Genomic DNA, 12,818 nt, shown 5'->3' on the forward strand with positions numbered 1-12,818 from the left:
CTCGGCAACCCGCACCGGTCACAGCGTTCCGCAGTACTGCGCGACCTCGGCCAGGAGACCAGTGAAGCTCCGGTCGCGTGGGTCCGCGTCCTCTTTGACACGCCACTCTTCATGGAGCTCAGCGGCGGCAAGGCCAACGGCCTCCAGCACCCTGTTGCCCTGGGCACTCTCGAGGAGGTCGACGAGCAACCCGTCCAGCGCGATCGCCTGCTCGAACACGTAGAAGTCGTCAGGATCCGCACCGATCTTCACCTGACTGCGTTCGAGCAGGATCCTGAATTCGTACCGCGCGATGATCCACACATCGTCGTCGGTCAGTGCCAGTGCCGCCATCAGGAACCTCCAGACAGTTCGAGAAAGAAACAGCGGCCCGCTGTCCAGCTCGCTGAGCATGAACGCGTGTACGCCGCCCGGGACGGCGTCGAAACGCAGGACGAGGCGCGGCACCGCCATGATCCGGCCGGAGTCGAAGCGCACGATCTCGGAGCGCTCCTCGTCCAGCGCCGCGAGGCGGCGGGTCGCGGCGAAGATCTCCAGGTGGGCGTCGGGGCACGACAATCGCAGCAAATCACCATGGCCGCGAAGGACAGGTCTGAGCTGCTCGGCGACCGCGTCCTCGAGGATGATGACCGACGTGTTGAGCCCAGGCGTCACCGCCCTTCTCAAGGTCCTCCCGTCTTCATCCGTTCGGACCACCTCGACAGGCGCCGGCCGCCAATCAGCACCCCGCGGCACACCATTCAGCCCAAGAAGTTCCAGATCTACGTCGTAGTCCGGCAGGGCCCACTCGTACCCCGGCACCCGCCGCGCCACGTAGAACGCGCGCCGCTTCCACCCACCCCGCGCCTCCAACCTGAACGTGGAATTCACCCCTCACCAAGCAGGATCAGCGCAATGTGCTCGAGTCGCCCGGTGTAGCTCCGGTCCCACTCGTCCGCATCCTCTTTGACGCGCCACTCCGCGAACAACTCATCCGCGGCGATCCCGATCGCTCGCATCAGCCGGGCCTCCTGAGGGTTTGCCGGCGCCTCGATCACCAGGCCCTCCAGCGCGATCGCCCGCTCGAGACGGTCGACGTCATCCTGATCTCCGCCAACTCCCTCCATTGCTCGCTCCACGAGAATGCGAAACGCCAGTCGCGAGAAGATCCACGGATCGTGGAAGGGAACCGCCAGAACAGCCATCAGAGAACAATCTTGGCGATGAGGACCCGAGCCCTCCGCAACGACGCAGCCCTGTGAAGGATCGACGCATCCTGACGCATGCGACGCTGCGAGATTCCGCGAACGCACCACGTCACGTCACTCCACCGCCTCCCTGTGCGCGGCACGTTCGCAGATCAGGTCGACCGCTCGCTGCAACCGCTCCTCCTCGAGGAGAGCCTGCTCATCGTCCTCTTGGTCCTCGTCGTCCTCTTCGCCGATGTCGCCCGAGTCTGTTGGCACCCGCGACTCGAAGCATCGTCCGATGGCTTCGCGAACCATTTCCTCAACTTCAGAACGTGCCAGCAGACTGAAATCGCCGTCAACCCGATCGGCCATCACCAACATCTCCCAGACGACATCCTCGTACTCGTTCGGTTGGTTCGGATGGACGACGAACTGAGGATCTGTCTCCTCGAGAGCTCTCGACAACAACTCGAAGGCGCCAGGAAACCGACGCCGCAGAAACGGGCCGATGGACGCCAACTCGCCTCCACCATTGTTCGACCAGAACTTTTGCCGCGGCCACATGCGATTCACCTCCCTTCCAGTACGGTTCTCGATTGAGCGGTGCCATTCTTCATGATCCGTTAACCGCGTAGCTGGCCTCGTCCGAACGGAACGAGCAAGCTGTCCGGGTTCGTGCCTGGAATCGTCCGTTCGGGAAGCCATGGGACATGGCAGCTGGGGGCTCCGGTCGGCTACCTACTGGCGCTCGAGTTCGGCTCGCAGTCTGAGGGCTGTCTCGACGTAGGCAGGATCGGTGATTGCGGAGTCCACGGCGTACAGGACGCCGTTGTCCAGCTGCTCAGCTCGGACGCCTGATGTCGCCAACTGACCTGTCGGCCGTCCCGATGTATCGGCCAGGTACGTAAGCCAGCCGACCACAGGGAAATCATCTTGATGCTGCTGGACTTGCAGAGCAACCGTGGACAACACAGACCAATCCGGCTGCCACACGTCAGCGACGGCGCGCATCAGCGGCGCTGCAACGCTTGTCTCCAGCAGTTCGTTCTTGTTGCGGTCTCCGATATCCGGAAGGTCGATGACACAGGTGTTCAGGAGCCCCTCGGTGTGGGCGAACACCCCACAGTTGATCGAGATGACCACGGGCATCCGGAGGTTGTTCTGGTTCCACAGATGAACCGAAAACCCCAACTCCTCGATGACGTTCTGCCCAAAATCCGTCCGGTTGCGTCCCTCCAGCAGCAGCCCGATCAACTGATCGGTCTGCCCTCCGACCGCCACCTCGCCCCGGGCCCGCCTGTCGTACCACTGGCGCAAAGCCGGGTGCAGGGCAGACAGCCGATCGAGGAACGCCTGCAGCCGCTGGGCACAGTCCCCTACCGACTCCGCACGATCGCTCCAATAGGCACCTAGGTACACGGGCTCACCCATGGTTCGTCACCTTACTTCTGAGGAACATCAGGCGTCCTCCGTGGAGGAGACCCAGGTGATGAAGGCGTCACTTGGGACCTCTTCGCCGGAGACGATCTGCTGTGCGTAGGTCGCGAGGACCAGGTCAACGTCGAAGTTGTACTTCGGATTCGGAACGCCAGAGAATCCCATCAGCACGTGTCGCTGGAAGGCATCCTCTCGCGACCCCTTGTCGAACATGACCCACTTCAGTCCGGGAGACCGCTCGATCGCCACGTCACCGAGGAACAACGCCAAGTCGTTCACCACCGCGTACCAGACCGATCGAAGCCGACCGGGCGCATCGCTGCTCTCAACCTCCGCACAGAACCAGTCGTTGAGCCGCTGCAGACCGTCGTCGTCCGTTGAGAGCGCCACACCGTTCGACGCCAGCAACCGGCGCAACTCGTCGATTCGCTCGCTCTTGGCCGCCATCAGCCGGTTGAAAGCTCCGCGCGCCTCCCGCTTGCTCAACTCGCCCAATGGCTGCCGAACCCCCGGATCAAATGGCGTGTAGACGCCGCACGAGACAGTCATGGAACGATCGTCCACGGGGTCCTCGCCTTGTTCAAAGCCTGCACCAGCGGCCCTGTAGGTCCGTTGAGGTCAAAGCCGGGTCGCCTCTTCGAAGTCGACACCGTCCAGTTCGACTGCATGCCGAATCTCCTTCACCAATTGTTCGGAGAGCAGCAGAGACTGGTTCCTCGGCTCCTCGAGGACGAAGGCATGCACCTCGCCGGGGATTTCTTCGCTGCGCAGCACCAGGTGTGGCACGGCCATGACGCGGCCCGAGGACAAGCGGACGATCTCGGAGCGCTCCTCGTCGAGCGCGTCGATCGTCCTGGTCGCGTTGAAGATCATCAGGTCGGCTTCAGAACTGACCAACGGCAGCAGCTCGCCGTGCGGCTCCAGGATCGGCTTCAGCCGACTGATGGCGTCGTCCCTGATGGCCATGACGGTGTGGTTCACCCACAGCATCAAGGCTTTCCGGAGGACCGCACCGTCCATCCCGTGCCGAAGAAGGTGCACCGGCGGAGGCTCCCAGGCCTCCGCCCGTGCTAGACCTCCCAGCCCGCGAAGGTGGCGGTGATCCTCGCCGTCTGGCATCACCCGTTCGTACCCATCCACACCGACCGGCAAGAAGAACCTCCGGGCCGCCTCGCTCATCACGGAAATCCTCCCGAGGAACGTTGTCGAGTGTGTCGAGGAGATCCTGTCGACTTTGCACTAGCGGCAGCACTCGCAACAGTTCGAGGTGCTAGCCCGCCGTTGCTAATCGATGAGCGCGCGCGGGCGCGACGGGCGCATCGACAAACAACCCGTCGCACGATGGTCAACGGCTGCCCTAGGAATTTTCGACGGCGACCATTAGAAATCTCAAGATAATTCGAACTCTCGCATCTCGAATCCGTCATAGATTTCTACGCCCTGGTAGTAGGCGACGAATATCCGGGTTGCCTCAACCCAATCGAGAAGCTCGTTCGGCCGGACCCGTACCGAGAAGTTGCCGGAATCCCACGTCACCACCTCGAACCCATCTTTCCGACAATCGACACGGCCGACGACGAACTGCCGTGCCACACCCGAATCTTTCTTCCGGATCTCCACGGTCATACGATCCGCACTGCCGGCACACTGGATGTACTCGCCATGCACCCTCTGACATCCACTGCATCCAGTCTCCTCCCGGCCGGTAAGGCCCACAATGAGACAGCGAAGATTTCAGCCCCATCCATCCTCTCCAGCATCTGCCCAATCTCTTCGCGAAGAGTGGGACGCAGGAGGCTGAACTCGAACGTGAAATCTCCGTTCATCGTGACTGCATACTTTGACGTCATGCAATCAAGGCCAATTCACCAAGATGACCGAAGTGATCGTTATCCATTTACCGTTCAATCGCGCTCGCGCCGGAGTTCCGTTGTTGACAGCATCGTCGAACTTCAATTGTTGTGCGTTGAGCCGTGCAGTATTGGTTTTGACTTCAATTCCGAGGTGCGCACCCGCGGTTGTAGGTCCTGGTGAGGGAGTGCGGTGCCGACGGTGTCTTCGCGGCGAACTTGTCGTCCACCAGCCACGTCACCTCACCGGTCGCCGTCGGCAGCACCTTCACGAAACCGGTAGCCAGCAACGCCAGGGACACCGCGACCGCCAGCAGTTTGGGCAGCAGCAGAGCACGCAAGCGAACAGTCACGAGAAAACTCCCCCATCATCAGCACCCCCGAGGTGCACCGCCGGAATCGCAGGCAGCCGGAACAGGCTGCGGGGTGCTGGAGAACCGCGGCAAGACTCATCCCGAACGTTGCAGGAAGCTGCAGTTTCGGGGTGAACAGGGCACGGAAGTTGGGCGACGAACGGGCCAACTCCGTTGTCGCCGGAGCGGTTCGGGGGTAGTGGGGCCGAGCGCGCAGGACAACCCGGAAGTGGCGAAGGTTAACCCCAGGGTTTTCGCCGGGGTGGTGCGGAAAAGTAGTGGGGGTGTCACGATCCGTGGCGTTGCGGTCAGTAGTCCGCTGGTCGCAGTCCGCCACGACTAGGGAGTGAGGCTCCTATGTCCCGCCGTTTGCTTTCCGCTGTCACCGCTGTTGCCGCCGCCGCGCTGGCTGTCCCCGCCTTCGCCGCGTCGTCGTCCACCGCCGCACCTGAGACCGCACCGACCGCCGAGGCCGCCACCTCGGCGTACGTCGGGACGGCTCAGGAGGAGGCCGAGACCAAGGCCTTCTACGACGCGGTGATGAAGTCCGCCCGGGCCAAGCAGGCCAAGAACCCGGACAAGACCGCTGCTGTCACGGTGGTCTACAACGCCAGCCGCGCGCCGCGGTTCGCGTCGCAGATCTCGCGCAGCGCGCAGATCTGGAACAACGCCGTCACCAACGTGCGGCTGGTCTCCGGCAGCAACTACGACTTCTACTACCGCGAGGGCAACGACCCGCGCGGGTCGTACGCGTCGACCAACGGTCACGGCCAGGGTTACATCTTCCTGGACTACCGGCAGAACCAGCAGTACGACTCCACCCGGGTCACCGCCCACGAGACCGGTCACGTGCTCGGCCTGCCCGACCACTACTCCGGTCCGTGCAGCGAGCTGATGTCGGGCGGCGGTCCCGGTACGTCGTGCACGAACTCGCAGCCGAACGCCGCGGAGCGCAGCCGCGTCAACCAGCTGTGGGCCAACGGCTTCACCGCGGCAGGCTTCACCACCGCCCGCTGAGCGACACCCCCTCGATCGGGCCGGTCCGCACAGGACCGGCCCGATCCCTTTTCACCAGGACCGAACAGCTTGGCCTGTGGTTCGTCGCGGCGTTTTACTGACAGCTCCGCCCCGAAGGAGACTGCCATGAGGAACACCCGCCCCCATCTGGTCGCGCGCCGGCGCCTGCTGCTCGGCGTACCGGCCGTCGTGGCCGCCGCGACCCTTGCCCCCCGGGCCGCGTCGGCCACCGAGCACCGTCCGCACGTGATCGAGTGCGTCGCCGATCTGCTGCAGGCCACCTGATGGCCACGATTCCCTGGCTGGCCGACGTCCTGCGCGCCGCCGGCGTCCAGGTCGTTGAAGAAGGCAACTGGCTGGGCCGCGCGGTGAGCGGCTCGTTCAACCCGATCGGCGTGCTCTGGCACCACACCGCGTCGTCCACCACGAGCCCGAGCAACCCGCACCCGGCGCTCAACATCGTCATCAACGGCCGCCCCGACCTGCAGGGCCCGCTGGCCCAGGCGCTCGTCGACTACAACGGCGTCTTCCACATCATCTCGGCCGGCCGTTGCAACCACGCGGGCGCGGCCAGGGTCAGCGGTCCGATCCCGGCCGGCGACGGCAACACGATGCTGATCGGCTGGGAGATCGACTACAACGGTGTCAGCCAGACGATGAGCCCCGCGCAGTACCAGGCCTCACTCAAGGCAACAGCCGCCGTACTCCGGCAGCTTGGCCGCGACGCGTCGTACGCCCGCGGCCACCGCGAGACCAGTACGACCGGCAAGATCGACCCGTACGGCGTCAACCTCGACACGATGCGCGGCGAGGTCGCCGCGATCCTCGGCGGCACCCCGCCGCCGACGTACAACTTCAGCACGTACGGCGCCGGCGTGAACGTCCGCGCGGACGCCCGGCTGAACGCGCCGATCGTGACCACGCTGGGCGGCCCGACGCAGGTGTTCGTGCAGTGCCAGAAGCAGGGTGACACCGTGAACGCCGAGGGCCACACCAACAACTGGTGGTCGCGGCTGCGCGACCAGGGCGGCTACATCAGCAACATCTACATCGACCACCCGGCCGCGCAGCTCCCCGGCATCCCCAACTGCTAGAGCCGGTCCGCGTCCATCACGGCCTGCGCGAACGCCTGCGGCGCTTCCTGCGGGACGTTGTGCCCGATCCCGGCGAAGACCCGGTGCTCGTACTTGCCGGTGAACTTGTCGCGGTACCCCGCCCCGTCGGCAGCGGCTCCGTCGAAGTCGCTGCCGATGGTGATCGCCGGTACGCCGATCGCCGGCCCTGCCTGCAGTACGCGCTCGTACCGGTCGTACCGGCGTTCGCCCTCGGCGAGGCTGAGCCGCCAGCGGTAGTTGTGGATCACGATCGCCACATGGTCCGGGTTGTCGAACGACGCGGCCGTTCGCCCGTACGTGGCCGCGTCGTACTTCCACAACGGCGAGACGATCTTCCAGATCAGCTCGTTGAACGCACGCCAGTTCTCCCGGTAACCGACAACGCCGCGCTCGGTGGAGAAGTAGTACTGGTACCACCAGCCCAGCTCCGCGGCCGGCGGCAGCGGCTCGAGGTTCTTCTCCAGACTCGTGATCAGATACCCGCTGACCGACACGATCGCCTTGCACCGCTCGGGCCACAGCGCCGCGATGCAGTCGACCGTCCGCGCACCCCAATCGAACCCACCCAGCACCGCCTGCTCGATCTCCAAAGCATCCATCAAAGCAACGATGTCGAGGGCAACAGCTGACTGCTGCCCGTTGCGAAACGTCTTCGCCGACCGGAACCGAGTCGGCCCGTACCCACGCAGGAACGGCACGATCACCCGATACCCCGCCTCGGCGAGCAACGGCGCGACGTCGACGAAACTGTGCGGGTCATACGGCCAACCGTGCAGCAACACAACAGGCTGCCCGTCCTGCGGCCCGAACTCGGCGTACGCCGTCTCGAGCACACCGGCCTTGACCCGCTTGATCAGCCCGAGCGAGGTGTGCGCCCCCGCCCCGCCACGAAGCTCTGGTACGGCGGCCGCGGCCGTTGCCCCGGTCAACGCACTCCCCGCGACGCCGGCCGCGACCGCCTGGGTGAACCGTCTCCTGCTGATCATCTTTCCTCCTTGGTCACCCGGCCACCCTGCCGTGCCGGTGTAGACGTTTTGTCTACGCCGGGGCGTCGATCAAACGTCTATCCGGCCGGAGTAGCCTCCGAACTGGTTGTCCTGAGCAACTGGGCCCAGGGCAACCAGTCCGGATCGGATCCCACTCGGAGGACAGCCCCGCCATGCCCAGAACTCCCCGCCTCGCCCTCGCCCTGACCAGCACGCTGACCGCCGGCCTGGCGCTCGCCGTCGTCCCCGGCACCGCCGACGCGACGCCCGGCAGCGGTGTCAGCGCGGTCACGCTCTTCGACTACACGGTCGGCGACACCCAGTACGTGCTGCGCGAGATCACCATCGCGCCCGGCGGCAGCACCGGCTGGCACGAGCACCCCGGCACGCTGCACGGCGTCGTCACCAAGGGTGTGCTCAGCCACTTCGACGCCACCTGCAAGAGCGACGGCGTCTACAAGGCCGGCCAGTCGGTCAGCGAGGGCAGCAACTACGTGCACATCGGCAAGAACCTCGGCGCCGTTCCGATGGTGCTCGACGTGCTCTACACCAACCCGGCCGGTCAGCCGCTGGCGATCGACGAGCCGAACCCTGGCTGCGCCTTTCAGTAGTCAGTAAGCGAGCGGTAATGCGTCACCCCTTTGACTGGTGACGCACAGAAGCGGCATCATCGACACCAGTCCAACCGGTGACGACGAACGAGGATGCCGATGACCGACAACGCAGCACCCGACGACTCCGCCGGCCGCCCGATCGGCCGGCGGATCGTCCTGGGCACGATCGCCGCCGGCGTCGCCGGGCTGTTCGTGGCGCCCACGCTGCAGAACAAGTGGAGCGACCTGCTCGGCGCCGCCTCCCAGCGCGACCCCACCGGCCTGTCCGGCCTGCTCCCCAACCCCGGCGGCTTCCGCTACTTCAGCGTCGCCGGCTCGGTCCCGGAGAAGGACGCGTCGACGTACGAGCTCACCGTCGACGGGCTGGTCGCCAAGCCCACGTCGTACACACTGCCGGGCCTCCAGAAGCTCCCGCAGGAGCGAGTGACGCACGACGTCGTCTGCACCGACGGCTGGCGCGTCGACCAAGTCCCGTTCGTCGGCGTCCGGTTGTCCACGATCCTCGACGCCGCGGGCGTGCAGCCGACCGCGAAGGCCGTCCGCTTCACCTGCTTCGACGGCGTCTACAGCGAGAGCCTCACGATGGAGCAGGCGCGCAGGCCCGACGTCCTGGTCGCCGTACAGATGCTGGACCAGCCCATTCCGCACATCAGCGGCGGCCCGGTCCGGCTCTTCGTCGGCCCGATGTACTTCTACAAGTCGGCGAAGTGGCTGTCCGGGATCACCGTCACCGACGAGGTGATCCCGGGCTACTGGAAGGAGTACGGCTACCCGGTCGACGGCTGGCTGCCCGGAGAGGAGCCGGCCGGTGCATAGATCCGTACGCCGCTTCAGCCGCGCCGAGCGGCTCGTGCACCAGACGACGCTGGTCTTGATGGTGATCTGCCTCGCCACCGCCGCCGCGATCTACTTCGGCCCGCTCGCGGCGGCGATCGGCCGGCGCCACCTCGTCGCGACCGTGCACGAATGGTCGGGGATCCTGCTCCCCGCACCGTTCCTGCTCGGACTCGCATCCCGCGCGCTGCGTCTCGACGTACGCCGCCTCAACCGCTTCACCGGCACCGACGCGCATTGGCTCCGGAACGCCTTCACCCGCAAACCGCACGACCACCTGACATCGGGCAAGTTCAACGCCGGCCAGAAGGTGTTCGCCGCCTGGCTCGCCGGCGCGATCGTGGTGATGGTGCTCACCGGACTGCTGCTCTGGTTCAAGTTCAGCCTGTCCGGCATCCCCCGCGCGGGCGTGATCGCGGTGCACGACACGCTCGCCTTCGCGATCCTGGTCGCGCTCGTCGGCCACGCCTACAAGGCGTTCACGACCCGAGCCGGCGGTCCAGGAAGTCGGTGATCAGCTCGCAGGCCTCCTCCAGGTGGCTCTCCAGCAGGAAGTGGCCGCCGTCGAGGAGGTGGATCTCGGCGTCCCGGACGGAGGTCGCGAAGGCCTCCGCACCAGCCGGTGCGAAGATCGGGTCGTTCCGCCCCCAGACCGCGAGCACCGGGGTCTGGGTCGCCGTCAGGTGCTCGTGCAGCTTCGGGTACAGCGCGGGGTTCGTCACGTAGTCCCGGAACAGCTTCAGCTGCACCAGATCGTTGCCCGGTCGCGTCACTTTCTGTACGTCGTGGTGCCAGGTGTCCGGGCTGACCACACTCTCGTCCGGCACCCCGGCGAGGTACTGCCACTTGATGCCCTCCAACGTCAGCGCCGTCCGCACGCCCGCCTCCGTCGTCGCGTTCGGCTCGCGCTGGTAGTCCCAGACGCCCTGCCAGAAGTCCTCGACGAAGCCCGCCTCGTACCCGTTGCCGTTCTGGGTGACGATCGCCGTCACCGGCGACGGATCCTTCAGCGCGAGCCGCCAGCCGATCGGCGCGCCGTAGTCCTGGACGTAGATCGCGTAGCTCTCGGCGCCGATCGCCCGGAGCAGACCGTCGGTGAGGTCCGCGAGCGCGTCGAAGGTGTAGTCGAACTCGTCCACCGACGGCGCGTCCGACAGCCCGAAGCCGAGCAGGTCCGGCGCGATCACCCGGTACCTCCCGGGCAGCCGCGGGATCAGGTCGCGAAACATGTACGAGCTGCTCGGGAACCCGTGCAGCAGCACGATCGTCGGCCCGCCGGCCGGTCCGGCCTCGCGGTAGAACAGCCGCTGCCCGTCGATCTCGGCGTACCGGTGGTGCACGGTGACCATGACTAACTCCCTTGATCGGTTTGAGTGGTTAGATGAAAACCCATCATCGTGTAACCTGTCAACATGACCAAGGGGGTTAGGCAATGACCGACGAGGAACTGCTGCTCGAGCTGCTGAACAGCACGCCGCTCGTGGCGGGCGTCGAGCACGACCTGCTCGAGGAGACCGAGGCGTGGGCGTCCGACCCGGCCGGGCGCAAGGCGCTGGTCGCGGTGCGGTCGGCGCTGCAGGACGTCGTACGGGGTGAGCAGGCGGTGAGCGTGCTCACCCCGTTTCTCCGCGGCGTTCGCCAGGTGCCGTTGCTGACCGAGGACGGTGTCGACTGGGCGCTGGAAGGGCCCGCGGCCACCCGTACGGCGGTACGCGCGGTGCTGGCCTGGAACGCGGTCAAACCCGGTCGACTCCGCCCCTGCGAGAACCCCGAGTGCCAGCTGTTCCTGCTCGACCGCAGCAAGGCGAACACCGCGCGCTGGTGCTCGATGGCCAGCTGTGGCAACCGGATGAAGGCCCGCCGGCACTACCAGGCGAACCGTTAGGACAGCATCGACCGGAGCTGCTGGATGAACTTCGGCGGCGCGGGCGGCATCGGGCTGTCGACGAAGGCTTTCAGGCCGACGTCGTACCGCGGCCCCCAGTCGGGCTCGACGACGTCGTAGCCGTCTGCACGGAGCTGGGTGACGTTGCGCTGGACCGCGGGCTTGGTCCACATGTCGCCGGTCATCACCGGGAAGAACACCACCGGGTACGTCGCGTGCAGCAGCGTCGTGCCGAGCAGGTTCGGCGCGGCACCCGACGCGGCGGCCGACAAGGTGTTCGCGGTGGCGGGGAGGACGGCCATCAGGTCGTGCTCGGCGGCCAGGCTGACGTGGTTGTCGGTGGGCCAGCCGGCGGGCGACTCGGCGGTGACGACCTTGTCGGCGAAGAGGGCCATCGTGTGCGCGGGGAGGAAGGTCGCCGCGGTGTGCGTCATCAGCACCGTGACCGTCCCGGTGAACTGGGCGCGCAGGGCGGAGAGGTACATCGGGAGCATCGCCACCGCGCCGGACCCGGTCGCGCCGATCAGCAGCCGTCCCCCGAACTGCGTCGCATCGTTGTCTGTCATGCGGTCAACGCTAGGCGGCACGGACGGCGGACCGAGCCGTTCTGTGCCACGCCTACTGACGATTCGTGCCAGTCGCTCGATAAGCGCCCGGAGTCGTGCCCGTGACCGACCGAAAGGCGCGGTTCAGTTGCGCGGCGCCCCCGAAACCGGACGCTCGGGCAACGACTTCCAGCGAGGGATTGGTCGCCGAGAGCAACAGTTGCTGTGCCTTGTTCACGCGGACCCGGCGGACCAGCGCACTGAGCGGCTCGTCGTCGGCGAGGGCGCGGTAGAGCGTACGCCGGGAGATCCCGCACCCGGCCGCCACCGCGGCAGCGTCGAGATCGGGGGCGGCCGCGTGACGGCGGACGAAGTGGTGGATGCGCTCGCGGGTCAGCGCCGCGTTCGACGGCGCGGCACCGGCGGCCCAGTCGAGCGCGGAATCGAGCAGGCCGACGGCGTGCGGAACGAGCTCGGCCGTCGGCGTCCGCTCCAGCCCGACCAGGAAGTCCGCGACCAGCCGGCCCGGGCCGTTCGGGTCCAGGGCGACGGCGGTGGCGCTCGCGCGCGTCCTGGTCGCCGACCGCGGCACCCGCACGACCAGCTGGGAGAACGGCCCGTCGAAGCCGAGCGAGTACGGGCGTGCGCTGTCCACGAAGGCGATCGCTCCTGGCGACAGTACGGCGTACCGGCCGTCCTGCTGGATCCGCGCCTGGCCCTGGAGCTGGACGTTGGCCAGCAGGTAGTCCTGGTCGGCCCGCGCGATCATCCGCCGGGTCCGGTCCACCGCCTGGGCGCCCGACGAGATGGCGGCGAACTCCAGCTCGCCGAGCGCGAGCTGCCGCATCCGTCCCTCGAAGACCTCGGGCCGGGCGGGCCGCGCCGACACCTGGACCAGGGCGTCGCGCACCACCTCGGCCCAGGAGTCGATCTCGCCCGTCGACCACTCCGCCCGTCTGATGCCCTGCGCAACCACTGTCACGACTCCATGGTGCCCAGGGCAAATAGACGGC

Annotated in this window: 19 protein-coding genes; 7 read left to right on the forward strand and 12 right to left on the reverse strand. The window is 66.6% G+C overall.

All coding sequences use genetic code 11. The annotated features are described in order from the left end of the window. Positions 1-18: 18 nt before the first annotated feature. The 8 genes from ACZ6Z4_RS15275 to ACZ6Z4_RS15310 all read right to left on the reverse strand — a co-directional run bounded on the left by ACZ6Z4_RS15275 (position 19) and on the right by ACZ6Z4_RS15310 (position 4,809). Positions 19-870 carry a hypothetical protein gene (locus ACZ6Z4_RS15275; protein WP_465563231.1) on the reverse strand — a complete coding sequence of 284 codons (852 nt, stop codon included), beginning with the start codon at positions 868-870 and terminating at the stop codon, positions 19-21. Next, entirely contained in the window at positions 867-1,184 is a 318-nt protein-coding gene (locus tag ACZ6Z4_RS15280) for a hypothetical protein (protein WP_465563234.1), read from the reverse strand. The genes ACZ6Z4_RS15275 and ACZ6Z4_RS15280 overlap by 4 nt, the downstream gene beginning before the upstream one ends. A gap of 117 nt (positions 1,185-1,301) precedes the next feature. Beyond that, the gene (locus tag ACZ6Z4_RS15285) at positions 1,302-1,733 is read right to left on the reverse strand and encodes a hypothetical protein (RefSeq protein ID WP_465563237.1); all 432 of its coding nucleotides are present in this window, start codon (positions 1,731-1,733) and stop codon (positions 1,302-1,304) included. A gap of 174 nt (positions 1,734-1,907) precedes the next feature. Next, on the reverse strand, positions 1,908-2,600 hold the full coding sequence (locus tag ACZ6Z4_RS15290) for an Imm52 family immunity protein (RefSeq protein WP_465563240.1): 693 nt from the start codon (positions 2,598-2,600) through the stop codon (positions 1,908-1,910). Positions 2,601-2,627: 27 nt separating this feature from the next. Further along, on the reverse strand, positions 2,628-3,155 hold the full coding sequence (locus ACZ6Z4_RS15295; RefSeq protein WP_465563243.1) for a hypothetical protein: 528 nt from the start codon (positions 3,153-3,155) through the stop codon (positions 2,628-2,630). A 69-nt stretch (positions 3,156-3,224) separates the two neighbouring features. After that, positions 3,225-3,785 (reverse strand): imm11 family protein, encoded by a 561-nt coding sequence (locus ACZ6Z4_RS15300; protein ID WP_465563246.1) that lies wholly within the window; start codon positions 3,783-3,785, stop codon positions 3,225-3,227. Positions 3,786-3,995: 210 nt separating this feature from the next. Further along, positions 3,996-4,226 carry a hypothetical protein gene (locus tag ACZ6Z4_RS15305; protein ID WP_465563249.1) on the reverse strand — a complete coding sequence of 77 codons (231 nt, stop codon included), beginning with the start codon at positions 4,224-4,226 and terminating at the stop codon, positions 3,996-3,998. A 373-nt stretch (positions 4,227-4,599) separates the two neighbouring features. After that, on the reverse strand, positions 4,600-4,809 hold the full coding sequence (locus ACZ6Z4_RS15310) for a hypothetical protein (protein ID WP_465563256.1): 210 nt from the start codon (positions 4,807-4,809) through the stop codon (positions 4,600-4,602). A gap of 357 nt (positions 4,810-5,166) precedes the next feature. On the opposite strand from ACZ6Z4_RS15310, the gene snpA reads away from it, so the two are divergent. From snpA to ACZ6Z4_RS15325, 3 genes are all read left to right on the forward strand, one after another. Continuing rightward, complete coding sequence (snpA, locus tag ACZ6Z4_RS15315; protein WP_465563261.1) at positions 5,167-5,826, forward strand: snapalysin; 660 nt, start codon at positions 5,167-5,169, stop codon at positions 5,824-5,826. 126 nt (positions 5,827-5,952) lie between these two features. Then, positions 5,953-6,111, forward strand: coding sequence for a hypothetical protein (locus ACZ6Z4_RS15320; protein WP_363668442.1), 159 nt, complete (start codon positions 5,953-5,955; stop codon positions 6,109-6,111). Beyond that, positions 6,111-6,920, forward strand: coding sequence for an amidase (locus tag ACZ6Z4_RS15325; RefSeq protein WP_363668440.1), 810 nt, complete (start codon positions 6,111-6,113; stop codon positions 6,918-6,920). The genes ACZ6Z4_RS15320 and ACZ6Z4_RS15325 overlap by 1 nt, the downstream gene beginning before the upstream one ends. On the opposite strand, the gene ACZ6Z4_RS15330 is transcribed toward ACZ6Z4_RS15325, so the two are convergent. Next, positions 6,917-7,927, reverse strand: a complete 1,011-nt coding sequence (locus ACZ6Z4_RS15330) for an alpha/beta fold hydrolase (RefSeq protein WP_465563265.1) — start codon at positions 7,925-7,927, stop codon at positions 6,917-6,919. The two genes, ACZ6Z4_RS15325 and ACZ6Z4_RS15330, sit on opposite strands and share 4 nt — an antisense overlap. 173 nt (positions 7,928-8,100) lie before the next feature. Here ACZ6Z4_RS15330 and ACZ6Z4_RS15335 point away from each other — a divergent pair, with 173 nt between their 5' ends. The 3 genes from ACZ6Z4_RS15335 to ACZ6Z4_RS15345 all read left to right on the forward strand — a co-directional run bounded on the left by ACZ6Z4_RS15335 (position 8,101) and on the right by ACZ6Z4_RS15345 (position 9,889). Beyond that, the gene (locus ACZ6Z4_RS15335) at positions 8,101-8,538 is read left to right on the forward strand and encodes a cupin domain-containing protein (RefSeq protein ID WP_465563269.1); all 438 of its coding nucleotides are present in this window, start codon (positions 8,101-8,103) and stop codon (positions 8,536-8,538) included. A gap of 99 nt (positions 8,539-8,637) precedes the next feature. Next, a complete protein-coding gene (locus ACZ6Z4_RS15340; RefSeq protein WP_465563273.1) occupies positions 8,638-9,357 on the forward strand; it encodes a molybdopterin-dependent oxidoreductase in 720 nt (239 codons plus the stop codon). After that, positions 9,350-9,889, forward strand: a complete 540-nt coding sequence (locus ACZ6Z4_RS15345) for a cytochrome b/b6 domain-containing protein (RefSeq protein WP_465563276.1) — start codon at positions 9,350-9,352, stop codon at positions 9,887-9,889. Before ACZ6Z4_RS15340 ends, ACZ6Z4_RS15345 begins: the two co-directional genes overlap by 8 nt. Here ACZ6Z4_RS15345 and ACZ6Z4_RS15350 read toward each other — a convergent pair. Next, positions 9,855-10,724, reverse strand: coding sequence for an alpha/beta fold hydrolase (locus tag ACZ6Z4_RS15350; RefSeq protein ID WP_465563279.1), 870 nt, complete (start codon positions 10,722-10,724; stop codon positions 9,855-9,857). The genes ACZ6Z4_RS15345 and ACZ6Z4_RS15350 overlap by 35 nt on opposite strands. An 83-nt stretch (positions 10,725-10,807) precedes the next feature. Between ACZ6Z4_RS15350 and ACZ6Z4_RS15355 the strand changes: the two genes are divergently transcribed. After that, on the forward strand, positions 10,808-11,260 hold the full coding sequence (locus ACZ6Z4_RS15355) for a CGNR zinc finger domain-containing protein (protein ID WP_465563282.1): 453 nt from the start codon (positions 10,808-10,810) through the stop codon (positions 11,258-11,260). Here the strand turns inward: ACZ6Z4_RS15355 and ACZ6Z4_RS15360 are convergent. Both ACZ6Z4_RS15360 and ACZ6Z4_RS15365 read right to left on the reverse strand, forming a co-directional pair. After that, positions 11,257-11,826 carry a flavoprotein gene (locus ACZ6Z4_RS15360; protein WP_465563285.1) on the reverse strand — a complete coding sequence of 190 codons (570 nt, stop codon included), beginning with the start codon at positions 11,824-11,826 and terminating at the stop codon, positions 11,257-11,259. The genes ACZ6Z4_RS15355 and ACZ6Z4_RS15360 overlap by 4 nt on opposite strands. Positions 11,827-11,878: 52 nt before the next feature. After that, entirely contained in the window at positions 11,879-12,787 is a 909-nt protein-coding gene (locus ACZ6Z4_RS15365; RefSeq protein ID WP_465563288.1) for an AraC family transcriptional regulator, read from the reverse strand. Positions 12,788-12,818: the final 31 nt, after the last annotated feature.

This window comes from Kribbella sp. NPDC104740 (assembly GCF_055583505.1).

What these genes read in the sequence shown, in the direction of transcription:
- ACZ6Z4_RS15355 (WP_465563282.1), top strand. Translation starts at nt 10,808, where the DNA reads ATGACCGACGAGGAACTGCTGCTCGAGCTGCTGAACAGCACGCCGCTC.
- ACZ6Z4_RS15295 (WP_465563243.1), bottom strand. Translation starts at nt 3,155, where the DNA reads ATGACTGTCTCGTGCGGCGTCTACACGCCATTTGATCCGGGGGTTCGG.
- ACZ6Z4_RS15325 (WP_363668440.1), top strand. Translation starts at nt 6,111, where the DNA reads ATGGCCACGATTCCCTGGCTGGCCGACGTCCTGCGCGCCGCCGGCGTC.
- ACZ6Z4_RS15340 (WP_465563273.1), top strand. Translation starts at nt 8,638, where the DNA reads ATGACCGACAACGCAGCACCCGACGACTCCGCCGGCCGCCCGATCGGC.
- ACZ6Z4_RS15280 (WP_465563234.1), bottom strand. Translation starts at nt 1,184, where the DNA reads ATGGCTGTTCTGGCGGTTCCCTTCCACGATCCGTGGATCTTCTCGCGA.
- ACZ6Z4_RS15300 (WP_465563246.1), bottom strand. Translation starts at nt 3,785, where the DNA reads ATGAGCGAGGCGGCCCGGAGGTTCTTCTTGCCGGTCGGTGTGGATGGG.
- ACZ6Z4_RS15290 (WP_465563240.1), bottom strand. Translation starts at nt 2,600, where the DNA reads ATGGGTGAGCCCGTGTACCTAGGTGCCTATTGGAGCGATCGTGCGGAG.
- ACZ6Z4_RS15320 (WP_363668442.1), top strand. Translation starts at nt 5,953, where the DNA reads ATGAGGAACACCCGCCCCCATCTGGTCGCGCGCCGGCGCCTGCTGCTC.
- ACZ6Z4_RS15330 (WP_465563265.1), bottom strand. Translation starts at nt 7,927, where the DNA reads ATGATCAGCAGGAGACGGTTCACCCAGGCGGTCGCGGCCGGCGTCGCG.
- snpA (WP_465563261.1), top strand. Translation starts at nt 5,167, where the DNA reads ATGTCCCGCCGTTTGCTTTCCGCTGTCACCGCTGTTGCCGCCGCCGCG.
- ACZ6Z4_RS15360 (WP_465563285.1), bottom strand. Translation starts at nt 11,826, where the DNA reads ATGACAGACAACGATGCGACGCAGTTCGGGGGACGGCTGCTGATCGGC.
- ACZ6Z4_RS15335 (WP_465563269.1), top strand. Translation starts at nt 8,101, where the DNA reads ATGCCCAGAACTCCCCGCCTCGCCCTCGCCCTGACCAGCACGCTGACC.
- ACZ6Z4_RS15285 (WP_465563237.1), bottom strand. Translation starts at nt 1,733, where the DNA reads ATGTGGCCGCGGCAAAAGTTCTGGTCGAACAATGGTGGAGGCGAGTTG.
- ACZ6Z4_RS15350 (WP_465563279.1), bottom strand. Translation starts at nt 10,724, where the DNA reads ATGGTCACCGTGCACCACCGGTACGCCGAGATCGACGGGCAGCGGCTG.